Genomic DNA, 18,847 nt, shown 5'->3' with positions numbered 1-18,847 from the left:
CTAATTAAACAAACGTAAATAAGTTGATCATTTGTCTTAATATACAATTATCAGATTAACGAAAAAACAGAATTATATGATTATAGAACCTAGAATGAGAGGATTTATTTGCTTGACATCACACCCAAAAGGAGCTGAGCAAAATGTAAAAAATCAAATAGAATATATCAAATCAAAAGGATCAATTGCGGGTGCTAAAAAAGTATTAGTTATTGGTGCTTCAACAGGTTTTGGATTGGCTTCAAGAATTACAAGCGCTTTTGGATCTGATGCTGCAACTATTGGAGTGTTTTTTGAAAAACCACCGGTTGAAGGTAAAACTGCTTCTCCAGGCTGGTATAATTCTGCTGCTTTTGAAACTGAAGCTCATAAAGCAGGTCTATATGCAAAAAGTATAAATGGAGATGCTTTTTCAAACGAAATAAAAAGACAGACTCTAGATTTAATTAAAGCTGATTTAGGCCAAGTTGATTTAGTTATCTATAGTCTAGCTTCTCCGGTGCGTTTACATCCTCTTACGGGAGTGTTGCATCGTTCTGTTCTAAAACCAATTGGCCAGACATTTACAAACAAAACTGTAGATTTTCATACAGGAAATGTAACTGAGGTTTCTATTGCTCCGGCAAATGAAGAAGATATTGCAAATACAGTAGCTGTAATGGGTGGTGAAGACTGGGCAATGTGGATTGATGCTTTAAAAGCAGAAGATTTGCTAGCTGAGGGAGCTACAACTGTTGCTTATTCATATATTGGGCCATCTTTGACTGAAGCAGTGTACCGTAAAGGTACAATCGGACGAGCAAAAGATGATTTAGAAGCCACGGCGTTTACTATTACAGATAGTTTAAAATCTATTGGAGGTAAGGCATATGTTTCTGTAAACAAAGCATTAGTTACACAAGCAAGTTCTGCAATTCCAGTTATTCCTTTGTATATTTCTCTTTTATATAAAATTATGAAAGAAGAAGGTATTCATGAAGGTTGTATTGAGCAAATTCAGCGTTTGTTTCAAGACAGATTATACAACGGATCTGAAGTTCCTGTAGACGAAAAAGGAAGAATAAGAATCGATGATTGGGAAATGCGTGAGGATGTTCAGGAAAAAGTGGCTAAACTTTGGTTAGAAGCTACAACTGAAACGCTGCCGGCTATTGGAGACTTAGCAGGATACAGAAATGATTTCTTAAACTTGTTTGGATTTGAATTTGCAGGAGTTGATTATAAAGCTGAAGCAAATGAAGTTGTTGAGATTGAAAGTATCAACTAAAAACATAAAGCAATAAATAAAAACCATCAACCAAAAGTTGGTGGTTTTTTTATGAATATGACCTATCTTTGTTAAAATTTTGAATTTAGAAATTGCCACTTTAATACCGCACATTCCGTTATGATTTTTTCTTTAATTATACCCGTGTATAATCGTCCAGATGAAGTAGATGAGCTTTTAGAAAGTCTCTCAAAATCTGATTATAATGAACCTTTTGAAATTGTTCTTGTAGAAGATGGATCCTCAATTCCGTGTAAAGATGTAGTTATGACCTATCAAGGAAAACTTAATATTTCATACTATTTTAAAGAAAATTCAGGCCCGGGAGATTCAAGAAATTTTGGAATGCAAAAGGCTAGAGGTGATTATTTTATCATTTTTGACTCAGATTGTATTATTCCAGCGAATTATTTGACAGAAGTTAGAAAGGAATTAAATAAAGAATATGTAGACTGTTTTGGTGGGCCAGATAGAGCGCTGAACAGTTTTTCGAATATTCAGAAAGCAATAAATTTTGCAATGACTTCTTTTTTGACTACAGGAGGAATTCGAGGCGGTTCTGAAAAGATTAATAAATTCCAGCCCAGAAGTTTCAATATGGGAATTTCTAAGAAAGCATTTATTGCTTCAAACGGATTTGGAAATATTCATCCAGGAGAAGATCCAGATTTGTCTATTCGCTTATGGAATTTGGGATTTCAAACTCGTCTATTTTCAGAAGCTTACGTTTATCATAAGCGTAGAATCGACTGGGAAAAATTTTCTGTTCAAGTGCATAAATTTGGAATTGCAAGACCTATCTTAAATAGCTGGTATCCAGAACATAACAAACTGACTTTTTTCTTTCCTACGGTTTTCATATTAGGATTATTATTAGCTTTTTTACTATTAATTTTTAATATTGATATTTTATTACAATTATATTTTGTATATTTCGTTATAATTTTTCTTACAGCAAGTATTCAAAATAAAAGCATCAAAATTGGCTACTATTCTGTAATTGCAGTTTGGAAACAATTTTATGGTTACGGAACGGGGTTTTTTGAATCATTTGTAAAAATAATTCTTTTAAAGAAAAAACCGCAGGAAGCTTTTCCTCGTATGTTTTTTAAAGTATAAGATGACAAAAATTATAGGTTTAACAGGAGGAATAGGAAGCGGAAAAACAACTATTGCAAACTATTTCGAAGAAATGGGTGTTCCTGTTTATATCGCTGATGATGGAGCCAGAAAAGTAATGCAGTCTGAAGAAGTCATCGAAAAAATAAAAAAAGAATTTGGTGAATCACTTTTTGAAAATAATATTTTAAACAGAGCAAAGCTTGCAGAAATTGTATTTAATAATACTGATAAGCTTGCACAGCTTAATGGAATAGTTCATCCGGCTGTAAAAAAAGATTTTGATTTATGGTTAAAGCAGCATGATAATTGCGAATACGTAATTTATGAAGCTGCAATTTTATTTGAAAGCGGTCGATACAAAGACTGCGATACTATTATAACTGTTACTGCCCCCGAAGAAGTTAGAATAGACAGAGTCTTAAAACGAGATAATACCACTCGAGCCCAAGTTTTAAGCAGAATGAAAATGCAATGGAAAGACGAAGATCGTATTTCTAGAAGTAATTTTATTATTAATAACGTAAATCTTAAAATTGCTAAGGAAGAAGTTGTTAAAATCCTTAAAATTTTGAATATTAAACAAAATCAGTCTTAAATGTTAATATTTGGTTAATGTATTATTTAGTATATTGTTAAAATATTAATTTTGTTTCGATGAATAAATTATTTTTTAGAATACTTGTTTTGCTTATGAGTTTGTCCCTAATTGGGATTATTCTGGTTCAAGTGTTTTGGTTCAACTCTTCGTTCAAAAATAATGACGAACAATTTAAATACCACGTAACCCAAGTAATTGGCAATGTTGCTGATAAGCTTGAACAGCAGGAAGAATATAGCTTTTACGACAAATATAATCGTTTAAGAGACAGTACTGGTAAAATTCCAAAAAAAGAAGATTTATTAGAGGTTCTTTACGTTCAAAGAAATACTAAGACAAATAAAACGATTGTATATTCTAATACACTTACATCTGAAGATTATGATATAAGCGGTTCGCTTTTTAATAAAAAATTCAGCAGTGATAGATTTAAAAATTTCAGCTCAAAACGCGTAACTGAAGTTTATAACAACAATAACGGTATTGACAATAATGCTTTAGGGCAAAATATTATTCCTGATTTGAAAATCGAAAAATCTGGAAGTTTGGATGTTTTAAATAAAGTTCAAATGGAAATTTCGATTAAAGACGCTGCAGATGCATTGCCTTTAGAAGAAAGAATCTCTAAAGATAAATTACAAAGTCTTCTAAAAAAAGAATTACAGGAATATGGGGTTAAGACCAAATTTGAGTTTGGAGTTCTTAACAGCGGTTTGCCAACTAAAGTAAAATCTGATGGATTTCATTATGATAAAGATTTAAGTTATCATATCCCAATTTATACAGATAATGAAGGAAGCAGCAGATATGAGCTATACATTACCTTTCCTAATAAAAAGAAATTTTTATTATCAGAGTTATTAAGCATCACAATATTATCTATTGTTTTTACGCTTATTATAATAGTTGCTTACACAAGTGCTTTGAATCAATTGCTGCGCCAAAAGCATATATCTGAGATTAAAACAGATTTTATAAACAATATGACGCATGAGTTTAAAACTCCAATTGCGACCATAAATTTAGCGCTCGACGCTATTAAGAATCCTAAAATTATTGAAGATAAAGAAAAAGTTTTTCGTTATCTCCAAATGATTAGGGATGAAAATAAAAGAATGCATGCACAAGTTGAAAATGTTCTTCGTATTTCTAAATTAGAAAAAAGAGAACTTGATATTTCTAAAGAACCAACTGCTATTCATGATATAATTGATGATGCAATTGAGCACGTAAATTTGATTTTAGAAGACAGACACGGAACAGTTGTAAAACACTTAAATGCGTCTAGAACTACATGTTTGATTAATGAAGTACATTTTACAAATGTCTTGGTTAATATTTTAGAGAATGCAATTAAGTATTCGCCAGATGTTCCTGAAATTGAAATTTTTACAGAAAATGTAAAAGACATGATTCTGATAAAAGTTAAAGATAATGGTCTGGGTATGAGTAAAGTTGCTCAAAAAAGGGTTTTTGAGAAATTTTATAGAGAACACACTGGGGATTTACATAATGTAAAAGGACATGGTTTAGGACTTGCTTATGTAAAAAGAATAGTGGAAGACCACAATGGTCAAGTATATGTTGAAAGCGAAAAAGGAAAAGGTAGCACCTTTATAATAAAAATACCATTAATAAATTAAAATATGGAAAATAATAACAAAAGAATACTTTTAGTAGAAGATGACCTTAATTTTGGGGCAGTTCTTAAAGATTATCTAATGTTAAATGACTTTGAAGTTACTTTAGCTAAAAACGGTATGGAAGGTTTCGAGAAATTCAAGAAAGATGTATATGATTTATGTATTCTTGATGTAATGATGCCTTATAAGGATGGTTATACTTTAGCAAAAGAAATTAGAGAGAAAAACAGTGAAGTGCCAATTATCTTCTTAACTGCGAAATCTATGAAAGAGGATGTTCTTAAAGGATATAAAGCAGGAGCGGATGATTATTTGAATAAGCCTTTTGATTCTGAAGTTTTATTGATGAAAATCAAAGCAATCATTCAAAGAAAATCTGCTGATACAAAAGCAGAGCAAGTACAGTTCGAATTTAATATTGGTAAATTTCATTTAAATTCTAAACTTAGATTTTTAACATTCGAAAATGAAGAGCCAATAAAATTATCTCCAAAAGAGAATGAGTTGCTTAAAATGTTGATTCTTCATGAAAATGACTTAATGCCAAGAGAATTAGCATTGACTAAAATCTGGAGAGATGATAATTACTTTACTTCAAGAAGTATGGACGTTTACATTGCTAAGCTTAGAAAATATCTAAAATCTGACGAAGATGTTGAAATTTTGAACATACACGGAGAAGGTTTCAGATTAGTTGTAAAAAGCAAAGTAACTGAATAATAATTCACCAAAAAAAATATAAGCTCTGAGAAATCAGAGCTTTTTTTATGAATAATAATTTTATTTAAAATATATGTTGAATCTTTTTGATTTAATTTATAGCATAATTTCTGTTTAGAGGATTTAAAATAGAATGAAATTTTGCATAGTTTCTATATTTGTCAAGAATTGAACTATTAACACTATGAATATAAAAAATTTGTCCTAATCAGTTTAATACATTAAATCTGTGGTTTATTTATTTCCAATGCAACTCCAAAGCAAAACATGTTTTTTCGCCTTTTGTAATACTGAATGTTGCTGTTGTATGATCGTCATCCTCACTTTCGTGAATGACAACATTATCTTGTAATGAAAGTTCTTTCATGAAGTTCATTTCGAAGCTTTTTACTTCTTGTTTCATTATTCTTTTTGGATCAACATGATCTAAACACCATTCTAGATATTTTACGTTATTGACGTGATTGACAATATCTAAATCAGATAAATAAACTGTTTTTTCAAAAATGGCTCCTTTTTCGTGATTGATGTTTATTTTAGAAAAACCTTCTTCTGTTGCTCTGTTTGCAGGGAATAGTTCAAAATGCTCGTAAGGTAATGCCAAAGCTTCCGGACGTCTTGCCTGCGTATTGAAAACTGCCCAATAGGTTTCGCATCCTACAATTTTTTTTCCGTTTACATACATTTCGAGAGCGCGAACGGAGCGTGAATTCTCTAAACTATTAATCCAAGTTTTTACCGTTACAATATCCTGCCATTTTGGTAAAGCGTGAACTTCTACGCGCATTCGGCTTAAAACCCATGCTTGATGAAATTCCTGCATATCATAAAAACTGATGCCTCCAACTTCTGAATGTGCCGCAGCAGTTAATTGTAAAATATTACACAAATCAGTGTATTTTAAAAATCCTGCTGGTGTACATTGTGTGAAATTGATTTCCCAGTCTTTACTTAAAACTGATGTAAAATTTGGTGATATTGGCATTTTGTAATTTTGGATTTATTTTAGAGAATAGAATAAAGAAGCTAGAGGAAAGACTCTGTTTTTTTATTTTTTTTTGAAATATGAACTTATTATTTTATAACTAATGAAAATTATACTCGATAATATTATTCCGAAAAATATAAATTCTGTTGTATTTAAATTTTTGAAATGTGGCCTTTCAATTTTTTCTTTTAATGCTATAGAGAATGCGATAACTAAAACGCTTGTAAAAAAAAGAAATAAAAGATTTCCTAATAACTTTAAAAATTTCATTCTAATATATTTTCAATGTAATCTATAATTTCTTTTCTATCTGTCGCGTAATCAAACCATTTTGTGTTTTCATTTCGTTTGAACCACGTTAATTGTCTTTTGGAGAATCTTCTTGTATTTTTTTTGATTTCTTCTATCGCGAATGGCAATGTAAATTCTCCGTCAAAATAACTAAATAATTCTCGATAACCGACCGTTTGAAGTGCATTTAACGCTTTATTAGGATACAAAGATTTTGCTTCTTCAAGTAAGCCTTCGTTCATCATAATGTCAACACGCTGGTTGATTCGGTTGTAAATGATTTCTCTCTCAGCATCTAAACCAATTAAAATAGGAGTGAAGTCTCTATTGTTTTTCTTCTGATTTAAGAAGGAAGAATACGGTTTTCCTGTTCCAATACAAACTTCTACAAAACGCATCATTCGCTGAGGGTTTTGTAATGTTTGAGGATTTTCGACAGTTATTTTTTGGTAATAATCTGGATCTAAGTTTTTTAGTTGTTCCTGAAGATATTCAATCCCCAGTTTTTCGTAATTTGAATTTACTTCAGATCGAACTTCAGGATTGATTTCTGGGAATTCGTCAAAACCTTTTAAAATTGCATCTACATATAGTCCAGAACCGCCAATAAGAATTACAAAATCGTTGGTTTGAAAGAGCTTTTCAATTTTAGCTAAAGCTTCTTTTTCGTAATCGCCAACAGTGTAATTTTCAAAAATAGATTTATTTTGAATGAAATGATGTTTTACAGAATTTAATTCTTCTTGATTGGGGACGGCTGTACCAATAGTCATTTCTTTAAAAAACTGACGGCTGTCGCAAGAAACGATCTCGCATTCAAAATGTTGTGCCAAAGTAATACTTAAGGCTGTTTTGCCTATTGCTGTTGGTCCGACTATGGTGATTAGGTATTTCATATTTTTTAGCCAGATGGAAATGGAAACCCCGAACTTATATTTGTTCGGTTTTTTTTTGGTGTAAAAGAGCGACCTCAGAAGCTCTTTTTATGCCTTAAAAAAAACAACAAAGATAAGGAGGAGTTACAATGTAAAGCTGGAATTGCTGCTTAAATTAATTATTTGGTAATTCGTTTCCGCATTCATAACAATACTTTGCATTGTCAAAATGAACTTGGGAATTACAATTTGTACATATTTTTTTTGTACTTACTGCGCTATTTCTTAAACTGCTTTTTGCAAATTCTGCTGTTACGATTCCCGTTGGTACGGCTATGATCCCATAACCTAATATCATGACTAAAGCAGCAATAAATTGCCCTAATGGTGTTTGTGGTGATATATCGCCATATCCAACCGTTGTTAAAGTTACAATTGTCCAATAAATACTCATGGGGATACTTGTGAATCCAGACTCTCTGCCTTCGACCAAGTACATTATCGAACCAATTATTATAGTACTGATCAAAACAAAATAGATAAAAACTAATATCTTTTCTTTGCTGGCTTCAATCGCTTCGCGCAATTGTACAGACTGATGTGAGATTTGAGGAATATGCAATATCTTAAACAATCTAAAGAAACGCAGTGCTCTTACAATAGATAAAATACTGGCGCCTGGAAAAAATATCGACAAATACATTGGCAAAACTGCAAGCAAGTCGATAATTCCGTAAAAACTAAAGATGTATTTTATTGGTTTTTGAATCGAAATAATACGCAAAAAATATTCTATGGTAAAAAATGCAGTTATAATCCATTCACAGATAATAAGTTGTGAATGATATTTTTGATTGATTCCTTGAACGGTTTCCATCATGATTAAGAGAACACTTAGCAAAATCAATCCCAGTAAAACTAAATCGAACATTCTTCCTAAGATGGTGTTTGTACCATATAGAATTACTTTGATTTTTTCTCTGAATATTTCGTATTTTGGTTTCGATTTTTTCATATCGGCGAAGATAATGAAAGTTTTGTTTTGTTAAAAATGAAGAATTTTTAGCGATTTGCTTTTACGGATGTGATTGTTAATGATGTTTTTTACATCGCGATTATGCTGCATTGGAATTAAAATATTTTTTAAGATTTCAATATTAGTAATCTGGTAATTTAGATCGTAATATGCATATCCTTTATATATTCCATTTTCTATTAAAATTGCGCTTCTTTCGTTTACGTTTCGGCCTCTATCGAGCAAGATCATGCTTTTGTTGTCAAAACTGTTTTCAGTTATAAATTGCTGAACGCGAATATTGTATTCTTCTGTACTTATTTTGCCAATGCAGGCACCGTCACATTCTTTTATTTTATATTGAAAGCACTCTTTTTTGCTTTGATATAATCCAGTCAGCTTTTGACAAAGATGATACTTTGCTGTGAATTTGAAAAGTAAATTTTTACCTTCTTGTATAGAAGTAAAAGACGTAATTTCCTTTTTTCGACCGTCTGCTTTTTCAATTTTTAAATTCTGATAGCCATTTGCATCCTTTTCTAAATACAAAGCATAAGGGAAAAACGTTTTTTTCTGAGAACGATTATATTTTGGTCGGTTGATTTTTACTTCTTCGCTTTCTTTTAAAAGGGCAATCAATTCACTGCCCGTTTCGTCATAAGTAATAGTAAAAACTTCGGCTTGAATTTTTTTGCTTTTTGTTGTAATTCCGGTAAAGTGCTGATTTATTCTTTTTTTTATATTTTGGCTTTTGCCAATGTAAATCAAATTGCCACTTTCGTTATAAATATAATAGATACCTGTTTTAGCTGGCATTTGGCTTAAAAGGTCTAAAAATTTTGGAGCAATACCTTTTTCAACTTCTAGTTTTATAAAATCTTTTACAATTGTTTTTTCTAAGTCTTTTTCTAAAAGCATTTTAAACAACTTTGTCGTTGCCATTGCATCTCCGCTGGCACGATGCCTGTCTGCCATAGGAATACCTAAAGCACGAACTAATTTTCCTAAACTGTAAGAAGGCTGTTCTGGAATTAATTTTTTTGCCAATTCAACTGTACAAAGGGTTCTGGCTTCAAAATCATAACCTAAACGTCTGAATTCGGTTCGTAAAATTCGGTAGTCGAAAGAGGCATTGTGAGCTACAATAATACAATCTGAAGTGATTTCTATAATTCGTTTTGCAACTTCAAAAAACTTTGGGGCAGAATGCAGCATAGCATTATTTATTCCGGTTAGCTTTACTACGAAAGGCTGAATCGGAATTTCGGGATTAACAAGGCTAATGAATTGGTCAATTACTTCGTGACCATCAAATTTATAAATGGCGATTTCAGTAATTCCTTCCTCATTAAACTGGCCTCCAGTAGTTTCTATGTCTAGTATTGCGTACAAATTTAGTATTCAGTCTCAGTTTGCAGAGTCGCAGAAAACTGCTTCTTTACATTGTTAATAATATTATCTTCCTCCAAAAATGCTGCTTCCTATTCGGACCATTGTGCTTCCGGATTCAATTGCTAATTGATAATCTCCAGACATTCCCATGGAAATAGTATTTGGTTTGCAGTTTTCAGTTTGCAGTGTTTGAATTGAATCAAAAATCGATTTTAAATGGGTAAATTCTTTTTTAATTTGGTTTTGATCTTCTGTGAAAGTTGCCATCCCCATTAACCCTAAGATACGAATGTTTTTCATTTCTTTGAGCTCTTTTGAAGATAATAATTCATTTAATTCATTTTCATCTAAACCAAATTTAGATTCTTCTTCTGCAATATATATTTGAAGTAGACAATCTATTATTCTATTATTTTTTAAAGCTTGTTTGTTGATTTCCTGTAATAATTTCAAACTGTCAACACCATGAATTAAGCTCACAAATGGTGCCATAAATTTAACTTTATTGGTTTGAACATGACCAATCATATGCCATTGAATGTCTTTTGGCATTTCTTCCCATTTCTCCGTCATTTCCTGGATTTTGTTTTCTCCAAAAATGCGCTGTCCCGCTTCATAGGCTTGCATTAAGTCTGAAACAGGTTTTGTTTTAGAAACGGCAACAAGAGTTACGTGTTCAGGTAAACTAGCTTTGATTGTATTTAAGTTTGATGCTATTGACATTTTTATTTTATTTTTTTGAAAGCAGAATATGTAATCTTTCCTTTCTTTCCGATGGAATGTAAAAATCGATCTTTTTGTTTTCCATTTTTAATTGAGTATCGAATCCAGGACCTTTTGCATCATCTTCTAAAGGTGTATAAAACGATCCCATATCACTTTGAAAAAGACTCCCGAATACTTTATCATAGCAATCAAAGGAACCACAAGTATAACCTACTACTTTTTCATCAAGATTTACAACTATTATTTCAAAGTTTGATTTTATATCTAAATCTCTTAAATATAAAATTAAAAAATTGTGTTTTCGTTTTTTATCAAAACTCTCGGTGCTTTTAAAGACACAGTTATCGTGCTTTTTGTTATTGATATCTAATTGATAACCGTTTTCTTGTTTTAAAATTCGGGCTATTCCAAAGAAATAATTAATAATCACTGGTTTGTAATAATAAAGAGCAACTAAACTAAAAATTATTAAAATGACTAATAAAAATATTTTTTTCATTGAATAAGCGAGATTTTATAAAAATTGCTTAGAGATTTTCTCTGCTTTTTTACTTTCACTATAATCATAAAAACCTGCGCCAGATTTTACGCCTAGTTTTCCTGCTCTTACCATATTAACTAAAAGAGGGCAAGGTGCATATTTTGGATTTTTGAAACCTTCGTACATTACATTTAAAATAGCAAGACAAACATCTAGACCAATAAAATCAGCTAGTTGAAGCGGTCCCATTGGATGCCCCATTCCTAATTTCATTACAGTATCAATTTCATAAACACCAGCTACTTTATTGTATAACGTTTCGATTGCTTCGTTTAGCATTGGCATTAAAATTCTGTTGGCTACGAAACCAGGATAATCGTTTACTTCAACAGGAGTTTTTCCTAGTTTTTCAGATAAATCCATGATGATTTTTGTGACTTCATCGCTTGTGTTATAACCACGGATGATTTCAACTAATTTCATAATTGGCACCGGATTCATAAAATGCATTCCGATAACGCGCTCAGGATGTGTAACAACAGAACCAATTTGTGTTATTGAAATAGAAGAAGTATTGGTTGCTAAAATCGTATTGTGAGAACAAGCTTCGTTTAATTGCTTGAAAATATTAAGTTTTAGTTCGACATTTTCAGTAGCCGCTTCTACAACTAAATCAACACCAACAACGCCATCTTTAATATCAGTATAAGTGATAATATTAGTAATTGTTTTCGCAACATCCTCCTGAGTAATTGTGCCTTTAGACAGCATTCGATCTAAATTGGCGGCAATAGTTGCCATTCCTTTATCTAATGATTTTTCAGAAACGTCGATTAATTTTACAGTAAATCCGCTTTGTGCAAAGGTATGAGCGATTCCGTTACCCATTGTTCCCGCACCAATTACAGCTATAGTTTTCATTTTATATATTGGTATTATATTTATGATTTAGCCACGAATTCACCAATTATTTCGTGAACTCGTGGCTAATTTTATTTAAAAATTACTTATTTTATTTGTCGAAACAATCAATAATTTGATACGCTACACGCAACGCATCTGTAGCTTGTTCAAGAGTTACAACTGGAGTTGTATCTGTATTGATTGCATTTGCAAAAGATTCTAATTCATCAAGAATAGCATTGTTTTGCTCTACATCAGGATTTGTAAAATAGATTTGTTTTTTTACACCTTCAGCATTTTGCAGAATCATATCAAAATCTCCTGGAACTTCCGGTGCATCTTTCATACGAACCACTTCACATTTTTTCTCTAAAAAGTCAACTGAAATGTAAGCATCTCTTTGAAAAAAACGTGTTTTACGCATGTTTTTCATCGAAATTCTGCTGGCGGTTAAATTGGCAACACAACCATTTTCGAATTCAATTCTGGCATTGGCAATATCTGGAGTATCACTAATTACAGAAACTCCACTTGCATGAATATCTTTTACTTTAGAATGTACAACACTCAAAATGGCATCAATATCATGAATCATTAAATCCAGAACTACAGGAACATCTGTACCACGCGGATTGAATTCAGCTAAACGATGTGTCTCAATAAACATGGGATTTTCGATCATATTTTTTGTCGCAATAAAAGCTGGATTAAAGCGCTCTACGTGACCAACTTGACCTTTTACATTGTATTCTTTTGCTAAAGCTATAATTTCTTCTGCTTCCTCTACAGTATTAGCAATAGGTTTTTCTATAAAAATATGTTTTCCAGATTTGATAGCTACTTTTGCACATTTGTAGTGTGAAAGTGTTGGAGTTACAATATCAATAACATCCACGGCATGTATTAATTTTGCAATTGTGCTGAAGTTTTTATAGCCAAACTCTTTTGAAATTCTTTCGGCATTTTCCTGATTTTCGTCGTAAAATCCAACTAATTCGTATTGGTCAGATTGTTGTAATAAGCGTAAATGTATTTTACCAAGATGACCAGCACCTAAAACTCCTACTTTTAACATGAGAATGTATTTTAAACAAAAATAGAATTTATTTGTTGAATGTAAAAATGAATTTAACTAATTGTGAGTTGTGAATTATGAATTATAAATTATCAGCTAGGGCTTTTGACTTTCGGCTTTTCACTTTTGACATTATTAATTTAATAATTAAAAATCAATATTTGATTTACTGTTTTGTTTCTTATTTTTGCCAAAATAAAACCTACCCATTTTGAAAGACACTGCCAAACATCAAGGACTTCGTAATCAATTAGTAAGCACTTTAGAACAAAAAGGAATTACTGACAGAGCAGTCTTAGATGCGATAAAAAAAATCCCAAGACACCTTTTTTTGAATTCAAGTTTTGAAGATTATGCTTATCAGGATAAAGCATTTCCTATAGGAGCAGGGCAAACAATTTCACAGCCTTATACAGTTGCTTTTCAATCGCAATTGTTAGAGGTTAAAAAAGAACATAAAATTCTTGAAATAGGAACAGGTTCTGGTTATCAAACTGCTGTTTTGTGTATGTTAGGCGCCAAAGTTTATAGTATTGAAAGACAAAACGAATTGTTTAAAACTACTTCAAATTTATTTCCTAAATTAAATATTCGTCCTAAACATCTATCTTTTGGGGACGGTTATAAAGGATTACCTAGTTACGCTCCGTTTGACAGCATAATTGTTACGGCGGGAGCTCCTATTATTCCACAGCCATTAATGGCGCAATTAAAAATAGGAGGAAGGCTGGTTATTCCGCTTGGTGAAGATGTTCAGATTATGACTTTATTAATAAGAAAAAATGAAACGCAATTTGAAAAACATGAGTTTGGAGAGTTTCGATTTGTTCCTTTGCTAGAAGATAAAAATTAAGAATAAAGCCCATTACGTGGGCTTTTATTTTTCAGATAACTGCACAGCTCGTTTTAGATTTTGTTTTTCAATTCTAAGGATATAATGAATAAAAATCGATTTATCATTCTTGATTTTGCTTTCTTCCAAAACAGAAAAATATTCAGTTATACTATTTTGATTTCCTTCTATTGAAGTATATGTGTAGTTGTTTTGAAGTAAAATCCAGTTTAATGTCAAATGTGCCATTTGAAGATTTCCGGTTTCAAAAGGATTAATTTCAAGTATTTTTAAATGTGCTTCAGCTGCAAGAATTATGGGGTGAATATTATTTTTATGCGATTCATACCAATTGAAAAATAAATTCATTTCACGCGTAATCAATAAATCGTTTTTATATTTTCCTGAATTTTCAGATTCAATTCCTCTAAAAATTAAATTATGTATGAAGAGAAATTCTTTTTCATTAAGAGCTGTTTTTTTTTGACTTAAATCCTTGATATATAATATTGTCTCTTGAAAATTAATCGCTTCAAGATGATTATGCATGCTTTTGCCGTTAATTGTCAATCCATCATTTATGACTAATTTAGTTTCTTCCATTGTTAAAGGATTTCCGTTTAAAAAAATACTTTTAAAGATGAATTCTAATTCTAAAGTCTTTGAAATTTGACGTAATTCAAAATGATTAAAAGATTGAATTTTATTTTTTAATATTTCAATTTCATCTAAAATAGTTTGAAAAGAAGATATTATTATTGAGTTTGTCTCTTTTTTGTTTTTTTGAATTTCCTGCTCAGCTAAAATCAATGCTTTCAAAGCAAATTCTTCATCGCCAATTTCATATAGAATTTTTTCTTTTAGCCATGCAATCATTAAAGTTTCAAGATCAATTTCTAAGAGCTTAGCCAATTTTGAAATTTGATCTTTGGTTGGTTTTCTTGTTCCTGATTCAAATTTACTGATGAGCGCCTGGTCAATACCTAAAAGCTGTGCAACTTCGCGAGTTTTTAGACCTTTTCTTTCGCGAGCATTTTTAAGAAGTAATTTCATTATATGATTATTCTGGTCTTGACAAATTTAGTCAATTTTTGTTTTATAAAAAAAGCAACAGATTATAAGTTGCTTTTTTTAGTTTTATTTTGGAGGCAGAGAGCCGTCTTTTCTCATTTCTTTTACAACTGCCTGCATAATTGCATCAACTGTTTGGCCTAAATCAGTTACATATTCAGATTTTGTAGTTCCGGTCCAGATTAATTTGTTTTCTTTCAATGAAAAAATATTCGTTTCAACCATATAAGAAGTGGTTTCTTGGTAATATCCTGGATCGTAGAAGTTTGGCGAATACATTCCATACCAATTTCCAAAACCATATCCGTACATTCCTGTATAAACCCCATCAAATCCTCCGTAATACATTCCGGTATAAGTTCCAGGAACATAATTCGTTTCTTTTTCTTTGCTTACCAAACGCATTGTAACAACTCCGTCGAAGTTTTCGTCATGTAATATTTTTAACTTTTGCTCTTGTGTAAGTTGCGAAGTGGTTTCGTTTAAATACTGATAAGATGTTTTAAAAATAGGATTACTTGCTGCAACTCGATTTTCCGCAGTTCTTCTTGAGGCTTCATCTTTGACTAAAGCGACAACCAAAACTTTTTTGAAATTTTCTTGAGCGACTGTTATTTTTGGATCTCTCCAGCTATTTACTATAGAAGTATTACTGCCACAACTAAAAAGTGAGATTACAGCAATCAACAGAATTAAGTACTTTTTCATATTTTATAGTTAAATTGTTTATATAAAGTTAGCTATAAAATATTAATAAATATCTGCTTATCAGAAAATTAAAGGTTTTTTAGTTGAAAGCTTTTTTAATACGGTCCAAATCTCGTTTTGTGTCTTGTTCTTTTAGAGACTCGCGTTTGTCGTAGTTTTTCTTTCCTTTACAAAGACCAATTTGCAGTTTTGCCAAACCTTTTTCGTTAGTAAATAATTTTAGAGGGACAATAGTAAGTCCTTTTGCCTGAACATTTTTGTGAAGTGTTTTTAATTCTTTTTTATTCAAAAGCAATTTTCTTTCACTTCTTGATTTGTGATTGAACTGATTTCCAAATGAATATTCTTCGATATAAGTATTGATTGCAAAAAGCTCAAGGTTGCTAAATTCACAAAAACTTTCGGTAATATTAGCTTTGCCTAAACGTATAGATTTAATTTCGGTTCCAGATAAAACGATTCCGGCCGTGTAAGTATCGATTATCTCATAATCGAATCGGGCTCTTTTATTTAATATATTGACTGATTTTAACATAGTAGCAAATGTAAAACAAAATTGAAAAACTTTAATGTAATCTAAGATAATTAAAGATATTTTTTAATCTATGACTTGAATGGATAATTTAAATCTCAATTTACTAATTTTGTAAAAAAAGAAAGACCATACCTTTTTAACGTATGGTCTTTTATTATATATTTTAATAATAATAAAATGCAAAATCAATCTAAAGATCCGCTGCACGGAATCACACTTCAAAATATACTTGAAAAATTAGTAGCACATTATGGTTTTGATACTTTAGGCGAACTCATTCCTGTAAAATGCTTTCTATCAAATCCGAGTATAAAATCGAGTCTTACTTTTTTAAGAAAAACTGATTGGGCGCGCAAAAAAGTCGAAGATTTATACGTAAAATCCCTTCCTAAATTTACCGAATAATTATAATTTATACGAAATCATAACACCTCCACGATACGGAAGCCATTCACCACTTTTATTCCAGTTTTTTGCTCTTTCATATCTTCCAGGCGTTCCATCATTGTAATACCCGTGATAAAAACCTTGATGCCATCCGGCTCCAGCAAAAAAGTCTAATAAAAACTTATCGCTTAGCTTAAGATTATAACCGGCTGTAACTCCTAATCGGTAACCAAAACCATGTTCATATTTATTACTATCCCAATAATTCCATTTTTGCAATTCGTATACATCTGGTCCTGCATGTGCACCTAAGTAAAATCCATTATATTTTTCTTTAAAATGATAACGAACTTCAGGAGTTAAGGTGTAAAATTTCATAGGGTTGTGTCCATTGAAAGATTCCCAAAAAGAAGCCATCACATCAACACTAAAAGTTGTTTTTTCTCCAATGCTTGTTTCAATTCCAATATTGGGTATTGCAAACAAAGCCGTTGCTCCATTAAATTTTATAAAAGTCTGGCTTTGAGACTGAATTGAGAAGAAAAGAACAATTAGAACTAAATATTTTTTCATAAAAAATAGGTTTTCGTGGTATTAAAAATAAGAGATGATTACTTATTTTGCCTGCAAATATAACGTAAACCTTTATTTAGTTTTATTTAAAAACCTTAATTTAACATGAATATTTTGGTATAATAAATCATTAAATCACTTAGTGTTTAATAATGAGTATATTACCTTATCTAAAAAACGGCCTTCGTAAAATTCTGATTCTTTAAAATGAGCTTCTTTAATAAAGCCGCACTTTTGAAGTACTTTTTCAGATGCTAAGTTTTCGGGAGCGATTACAGCTTCGATTGAGTGTAATTTTAAATCATCAAAACCATACGTTATAAGGCGATTTACGGCTTCTGGGACAATTCCTTTTCCGTGAAATTCGGGCAATAACATATAGCCAATTTCTGCTCTGTAATTTTCAGGCTGCATTCTGTAATAACCAATAATACCAAGAAGTTTTGGATTGTCTTTTAAAGTAATTCCCCAATTGATTCCAACGTTTGTTACAATTTTATCTTCAATAACGGTTATATGTTCTAAGGCGTCTTCAGTATTTTTTGCTAAAGGCCTTGGGATATATTTCATGGTTTCTGGATTCGAACGCAATTCAAAAATTTCATTTACGTCATCATTTGTAATTCGTCTTAGAAGCAATCGCTCTGTTTCTATTACCGGAAATGGGTGAAAGTTAAATTCTAGCATTTTTTTAATTATAAGATTGTGATACTGAATTTTGAATGAAAAGTTTGATGCACATCCAAAATTATAATTCCTTCTTTTTTAAATAAATCTCCTGAATTATCTGCAGTGTCCGAATATCCAAACCAAGGTTCAATGCATACAAAAGGTGCTTGATCTTTAGTCCAAATGCCTAAACTAGGAAAATCTTCAAATTCAACTTTTACGTACGGTTTTGAATTTTCAAGAATGGTAAGAGAATTTGATTGTAAAGTTTTAAAAACTAAAGCATCGTTTTCGAAAAGTTTATAGTTTAAAGGTATTAGATTTTCTTTTGCTGCTAAGATTTCTGTTTTATTCGAAATTAGATCATTTTCTAAAAGATTGTATCTTAAAATTTCTTCTTTTTCAAATTCAAAAGCATAATTTTCAAAGTTTTCAGGCAGTGCAATAGCAGGATGAGCCCCAATCGAAAAAGGTATTTGGGTTTCACCTTTATTAATAACTTTATATGCAATTTCTAAAGAAGTTTCTTCAAGTGTATAAATCAACTGCAATTCAAAATTAAAAGGATATTTTTTTAGCGTTTCTTCATTAGATTTTAATGAAAATGCCGCGCTATTATCCGTTTTTGCAATCAATTCAAATTCCATATCACGAGCAAAACCATGACGTGATAATTGATATTCTTTTTCATTAATGGTATAAGTATTATTTTTTAAAGTACCCACAATCGGAAAAAGAACAGGAGAATGCTTTCCCCAAAAATCAGGATTTCCCTCCCAGATAATTTCTTTGTCTTGGTTGTTCTTTAATGAAAACAATTCAGCTCCAGAATGTTTTATAGAGGCTTTAAGTTTTGAATTTGAGATGGTTGTGTTCAAAATATTGATATTGATATAAATTAATTTAATGTTGACGTAAATATATTTTATAAATTTTAGTTTTTGAAAGAAATGACTTAAATTATTTTTTCTATTAA

21 protein-coding genes are annotated in these 18,847 nt (G+C 31.0%); 7 read left to right on the top strand and 14 right to left on the bottom strand.

Annotation, left to right across the window (positions count from 1 at the left end; genetic code table 11):
- Positions 1–76: 76 nt before the first annotated feature.
- From fabV to IRZ83_RS02535, 5 genes are all read left to right on the top strand, one after another.
- On the top strand, positions 77–1,267 hold the full coding sequence (gene fabV, locus IRZ83_RS02555; protein ID WP_194566631.1) for an enoyl-ACP reductase FabV: 1,191 nt from the start codon (positions 77–79) through the stop codon (positions 1,265–1,267).
- Positions 1,268–1,387: 120 nt separating this feature from the next.
- On the top strand, positions 1,388–2,386 hold the full coding sequence (locus IRZ83_RS02550; protein WP_194566629.1) for a glycosyltransferase: 999 nt from the start codon (positions 1,388–1,390) through the stop codon (positions 2,384–2,386).
- A 1-nt stretch (position 2,387) separates the two neighbouring features.
- Positions 2,388–2,984: a dephospho-CoA kinase gene (coaE, locus tag IRZ83_RS02545; protein ID WP_194566627.1), complete on the top strand. Its 597-nt coding sequence runs from the start codon at positions 2,388–2,390 to the stop codon at positions 2,982–2,984.
- 59 nt (positions 2,985–3,043) lie between these two features.
- Positions 3,044–4,630 (top strand): sensor histidine kinase, encoded by a 1,587-nt coding sequence (locus tag IRZ83_RS02540; protein ID WP_194566625.1) that lies wholly within the window; start codon positions 3,044–3,046, stop codon positions 4,628–4,630.
- 3 nt (positions 4,631–4,633) lie between these two features.
- Positions 4,634–5,350 (top strand): response regulator transcription factor, encoded by a 717-nt coding sequence (locus IRZ83_RS02535; protein WP_029269611.1) that lies wholly within the window; start codon positions 4,634–4,636, stop codon positions 5,348–5,350.
- 238 nt (positions 5,351–5,588) lie between these two features.
- Here IRZ83_RS02535 and IRZ83_RS02530 read toward each other — a convergent pair whose 3' ends face one another.
- The 8 genes from IRZ83_RS02530 to IRZ83_RS02495 form a co-directional block, all read right to left on the bottom strand.
- Positions 5,589–6,335 carry an acyl-[acyl-carrier-protein] thioesterase gene (locus tag IRZ83_RS02530; protein ID WP_194566623.1) on the bottom strand — a complete coding sequence of 249 codons (747 nt, stop codon included), beginning with the start codon at positions 6,333–6,335 and terminating at the stop codon, positions 5,589–5,591.
- 269 nt (positions 6,336–6,604) lie between these two features.
- The gene (gene miaA, locus IRZ83_RS02525; RefSeq protein ID WP_194566621.1) at positions 6,605–7,525 is read right to left on the bottom strand and encodes a tRNA (adenosine(37)-N6)-dimethylallyltransferase MiaA; all 921 of its coding nucleotides are present in this window, start codon (positions 7,523–7,525) and stop codon (positions 6,605–6,607) included.
- A 154-nt stretch (positions 7,526–7,679) separates the two neighbouring features.
- Positions 7,680–8,519, bottom strand: a complete 840-nt coding sequence (locus IRZ83_RS02520; protein ID WP_194566619.1) for an ion transporter — start codon at positions 8,517–8,519, stop codon at positions 7,680–7,682.
- A gap of 30 nt (positions 8,520–8,549) precedes the next feature.
- Complete coding sequence (locus IRZ83_RS02515) at positions 8,550–9,911, bottom strand: exonuclease domain-containing protein (protein ID WP_029269619.1); 1,362 nt, start codon at positions 9,909–9,911, stop codon at positions 8,550–8,552.
- A 63-nt stretch (positions 9,912–9,974) separates the two neighbouring features.
- A complete protein-coding gene (locus IRZ83_RS02510) occupies positions 9,975–10,634 on the bottom strand; it encodes a YggS family pyridoxal phosphate-dependent enzyme (protein WP_194566617.1) in 660 nt (219 codons plus the stop codon).
- A 7-nt stretch (positions 10,635–10,641) separates the two neighbouring features.
- Positions 10,642–11,136: a hypothetical protein gene (locus IRZ83_RS02505; RefSeq protein WP_194566615.1), complete on the bottom strand. Its 495-nt coding sequence runs from the start codon at positions 11,134–11,136 to the stop codon at positions 10,642–10,644.
- Between the two features lie 15 nt (positions 11,137–11,151).
- Positions 11,152–12,039 carry a 3-hydroxyacyl-CoA dehydrogenase family protein gene (locus IRZ83_RS02500; RefSeq protein WP_194566613.1) on the bottom strand — a complete coding sequence of 296 codons (888 nt, stop codon included), beginning with the start codon at positions 12,037–12,039 and terminating at the stop codon, positions 11,152–11,154.
- 91 nt (positions 12,040–12,130) lie between these two features.
- Positions 12,131–13,096 (bottom strand): Gfo/Idh/MocA family protein, encoded by a 966-nt coding sequence (locus IRZ83_RS02495; protein WP_029269628.1) that lies wholly within the window; start codon positions 13,094–13,096, stop codon positions 12,131–12,133.
- Positions 13,097–13,307: 211 nt separating this feature from the next.
- Here IRZ83_RS02495 and IRZ83_RS02490 point away from each other — a divergent pair, with 211 nt between their 5' ends.
- Positions 13,308–13,949 (top strand): protein-L-isoaspartate(D-aspartate) O-methyltransferase, encoded by a 642-nt coding sequence (locus IRZ83_RS02490; RefSeq protein ID WP_029269632.1) that lies wholly within the window; start codon positions 13,308–13,310, stop codon positions 13,947–13,949.
- A 24-nt stretch (positions 13,950–13,973) separates the two neighbouring features.
- Here IRZ83_RS02490 and IRZ83_RS02485 read toward each other — a convergent pair whose 3' ends face one another.
- The 3 genes from IRZ83_RS02485 to smpB form a co-directional block, all read right to left on the bottom strand.
- Positions 13,974–14,981, bottom strand: a complete 1,008-nt coding sequence (locus IRZ83_RS02485) for a helix-turn-helix domain-containing protein (RefSeq protein WP_194566611.1) — start codon at positions 14,979–14,981, stop codon at positions 13,974–13,976.
- 84 nt (positions 14,982–15,065) lie between these two features.
- Positions 15,066–15,707: a hypothetical protein gene (locus tag IRZ83_RS02480; RefSeq protein ID WP_194566609.1), complete on the bottom strand. Its 642-nt coding sequence runs from the start codon at positions 15,705–15,707 to the stop codon at positions 15,066–15,068.
- A gap of 79 nt (positions 15,708–15,786) precedes the next feature.
- Positions 15,787–16,242, bottom strand: coding sequence for an SsrA-binding protein SmpB (gene smpB / locus IRZ83_RS02475; protein WP_029269638.1), 456 nt, complete (start codon positions 16,240–16,242; stop codon positions 15,787–15,789).
- 177 nt (positions 16,243–16,419) lie between these two features.
- Between smpB and IRZ83_RS02470 the strand changes: the two genes are divergently transcribed.
- Positions 16,420–16,647, top strand: a complete 228-nt coding sequence (locus IRZ83_RS02470) for a VF530 family DNA-binding protein (protein ID WP_029269640.1) — start codon at positions 16,420–16,422, stop codon at positions 16,645–16,647.
- Here IRZ83_RS02470 and IRZ83_RS02465 read toward each other — a convergent pair whose 3' ends face one another.
- The 3 genes from IRZ83_RS02465 to IRZ83_RS02455 form a co-directional block, all read right to left on the bottom strand.
- Positions 16,648–17,202 (bottom strand): DUF3575 domain-containing protein, encoded by a 555-nt coding sequence (locus IRZ83_RS02465; protein WP_194566607.1) that lies wholly within the window; start codon positions 17,200–17,202, stop codon positions 16,648–16,650.
- 135 nt (positions 17,203–17,337) lie between these two features.
- Positions 17,338–17,889 (bottom strand): GNAT family N-acetyltransferase, encoded by a 552-nt coding sequence (locus tag IRZ83_RS02460; protein ID WP_029269644.1) that lies wholly within the window; start codon positions 17,887–17,889, stop codon positions 17,338–17,340.
- 8 nt (positions 17,890–17,897) lie between these two features.
- Positions 17,898–18,749 (bottom strand): aldose 1-epimerase family protein, encoded by an 852-nt coding sequence (locus IRZ83_RS02455; protein WP_194566605.1) that lies wholly within the window; start codon positions 18,747–18,749, stop codon positions 17,898–17,900.
- Positions 18,750–18,847: the final 98 nt, after the last annotated feature.

The organism is Flavobacterium sp. JLP (assembly GCF_015350755.1).
GTDB lineage: Bacteria > Bacteroidota > Bacteroidia > Flavobacteriales > Flavobacteriaceae > Flavobacterium.
The sequence above is the reverse complement of the archived record's forward strand: the minus strand, read 5'-3'. Positions and strand labels throughout refer to the sequence as shown.